This window comes from Streptococcus cristatus (assembly GCF_001588905.1).
GTDB lineage: Bacteria > Bacillota > Bacilli > Lactobacillales > Streptococcaceae > Streptococcus > Streptococcus cristatus_N.
This window is the reverse complement of sequence record NZ_LAWH01000057.1, coordinates 1-2,403: the sequence shown is the minus strand read 5'-3', so window position 1 is coordinate 2,403 and position 2,403 is coordinate 1. Positions and strand designations below refer to the sequence as shown.

2 protein-coding genes and 1 pseudogene are annotated in these 2,403 nt (G+C 45.5%); 1 reads left to right on the top strand and 2 read right to left on the bottom strand.

Annotated features, from left to right (window positions below; all coding sequences use genetic code 11):
- Positions 1 to 39 precede the first annotated feature (39 nt).
- Together A0765_RS09340 and A0765_RS09335 are read right to left on the bottom strand one after the other, a co-directional pair.
- A complete protein-coding gene (locus tag A0765_RS09340) occupies positions 40 to 1,377 on the bottom strand; it encodes a PFL family protein (protein ID WP_062006284.1) in 1,338 nt (445 codons plus the stop codon).
- 11 nt (positions 1,378 to 1,388) lie between these two features.
- The gene (locus A0765_RS09335) at positions 1,389 to 1,655 is read right to left on the bottom strand and encodes an ACT domain-containing protein (RefSeq protein WP_062006283.1); all 267 of its coding nucleotides are present in this window, start codon (positions 1,653 to 1,655) and stop codon (positions 1,389 to 1,391) included.
- A gap of 237 nt (positions 1,656 to 1,892) precedes the next feature.
- Between A0765_RS09335 and A0765_RS09330 the strand changes: the two are divergent.
- A pseudogene (locus A0765_RS09330) lies at positions 1,893 to 2,330 on the top strand (LPXTG cell wall anchor domain-containing protein); the annotation flags it as partial.
- Positions 2,331 to 2,403 lie beyond the last annotated feature (73 nt).

Sequence of the window (2,403 nt, the reverse complement as noted above, 5' to 3'; positions counted from 1 at the left end):
ATTAAGAGGCTAGGACTTTTGTCCCAGCCCCCTATATACTTAGTTTTTAAAACTGTGAATCGGTGCAGGAATCTGACCGCCACGCGCGATAAAGGCAGCTGACGAAGCCTGATTGACCTTCATAACTGGCGCTGTTCCCAAGAGTCCACCAAATTCGATCATATCGCCTTCCTTGCCCTTTGGAATAATCCGCACAGCTGTCGTCTTTTGATTGATAACGCCAATCGCCGCTTCATCCGCAATCATAGCTGCGATGGTCTCAGCAGGCGTTTCTTCCGGAATGGCTATCATATCTAAACCGACCGAGCAGATTGCTGTCATAGCTTCTAACTTTTCTAGATTGAGTGAGCCATTTTGCACAGCCGCAATCATGCCCTCATCTTCTGACACAGGAATGAATGCACCAGATAGTCCGCCCACCTGATTGCAGGCCATGACACCGCCTTTTTTGACTTGGTCATTGAGCAGGGCAAGCGCCGCTGTCGTACCGTGGGTACCGACTGTTTCCAAACCCATTTCTTCCAAGACACGGGCCACTGAATCCCCGACTGCTGGCGTCGGCGCCAAACTCAAGTCAACAATCCCGAACTTGACGCCCAGACGCTCGCTGGCCATCTGACCGACCAACTGACCGATACGAGTGATTTTGAAGGCCGTTTTCTTGACCGTTTCAGCCACTACGTCAAAGCTCTCACCACGGACCTTTTCTAAAGCCCGCTTGACAACACCAGGCCCAGAAACTCCGACATTGATGACCACATCTGCTTCACCGACACCATGAAAAGCGCCCGCCATGAAGGGATTGTCCTCCACCGCATTGGCAAAGACGACTAGCTTGGCCGCCCCCATGTCAGAAAGTTGGGCCGTTTCCTTGATAATGCGCCCCATATCTGCAACTGCCGTCATATTGATGCCGGTCTTGGTTGAGCCGATATTGACAGAGGAGCAAACCTTGTCCGTCTCAGCCAAAGCCCGCGGAATAGAATTTATTAAGATTTCATCGCCTTTTTGATAGCCCTTTTGGACCAAGGCCGAGAAACCGCCGATAAAGTCCACACCGATTTCTTTTGCTGCCCGATCCAGAGCATGAGCCAAAGGCAGATAGTCCGTAGCATCGGTAGCTGCCCCAATCAGAGAAATCGGAGTCACGGAGACCCGCTTGTTGACGATAGGAATCCCGAGCTCTGCAGCAATTTCGTCCCCAACTGCCACCAAATTTTTAGCCTTGGTCGTGATTTTTTGGTAAATCTTCTCAGCAGCCTGATCAATGTCCGAGTCAATGCAGTCTAAGAGAGAAATGCCCATGGTGATGGTCCGAATATCAAAATTCTGCTCCTCAATCATGGCAATGGTTTCTGTAACTTGTCTAATATCCATGTGCCCTCTCCTTAGATATTGTACATAGCGTCAAAAATCGCTGCGCTTTGAATATTGATTTTGACATTAAGGGTCTGACCAAAGGCCTCAAATTCACTACGAAGTGCTGCAAAATCATGCTTTTCGTCGCTAGAAACGACAGCCATCATGGTAAAAAATTCATCCAAAACAGTTTGAGAAATATCGTCAATATTGAGCCCCAGCTCGGCAATTTTACTAGCTACACCAGCCACAATCCCGGCCTTATCTTTTCCAACAACCGTAATAATCACTTTCATCGTTCGCTCCAATCATCTTTATTGCTAATATTGTAGCATAAATGCTTGGCTTTTGCATGAATTTGCAGAAATCCACACTGCGAATATCGCGGGCTGTTTAAATATCGGACTCAAATACTCTTCAGAAATTACACATATCTCTTCCTTTTGTTAGAAGTTTATTTTTTATCTATGTTTTTAATTGTAAACGTTTTCAAAATCTGTTATACTAAATTCAAGAACACAATAAAATCGTTAATTTCTGGTAATTACAAGGAACATCCACTCTTCGTTTATGCTGGAAATCCAACCAACCGTCTGCATACCATTCACTTCTACCGTTGGGTATCGAACGCTGTCTTTGGCAATCAATTGGCTGAGCTGAAAGATATGCCTGTCAATCATAAACCAAGTGTCGAAATTGTTGAAATTTTAAACCAAAAACCTCAACCAAAACAAGCAGGCAAACCAGCCGACAAACCGACAACTCCGAAAGCAAAAGAAGAGCAACTAGAAAGCCTCGCTCAGAAAACAAGCGAAGCACAGCCTACCGCTGCAGCTCAAAAAGCAACAAATACACAACAGGCCCAGCTCCCACAAACAGGAAGCAAGGAAAACTCTGCTCTCTTCACAGTTGCAACGATTCTTCTGGCTACAAGTGGTGGCCTCATCTTGCTCAAAAAGAAAGAAGCGTAAGAATTTCTATTCTGCTAGATAAACCTTTACTTACGATAGTTCTTTAAATATAAAAATCGCATGGACAAATCAT

What these genes read in the sequence shown, in the direction of transcription:
- A0765_RS09340 (WP_062006284.1), bottom strand. Translation starts at nt 1,377, where the DNA reads ATGGATATTAGACAAGTTACAGAAACCATTGCCATGATTGAGGAGCAG.
- A0765_RS09335 (WP_062006283.1), bottom strand. Translation starts at nt 1,655, where the DNA reads ATGAAAGTGATTATTACGGTTGTTGGAAAAGATAAGGCCGGGATTGTG.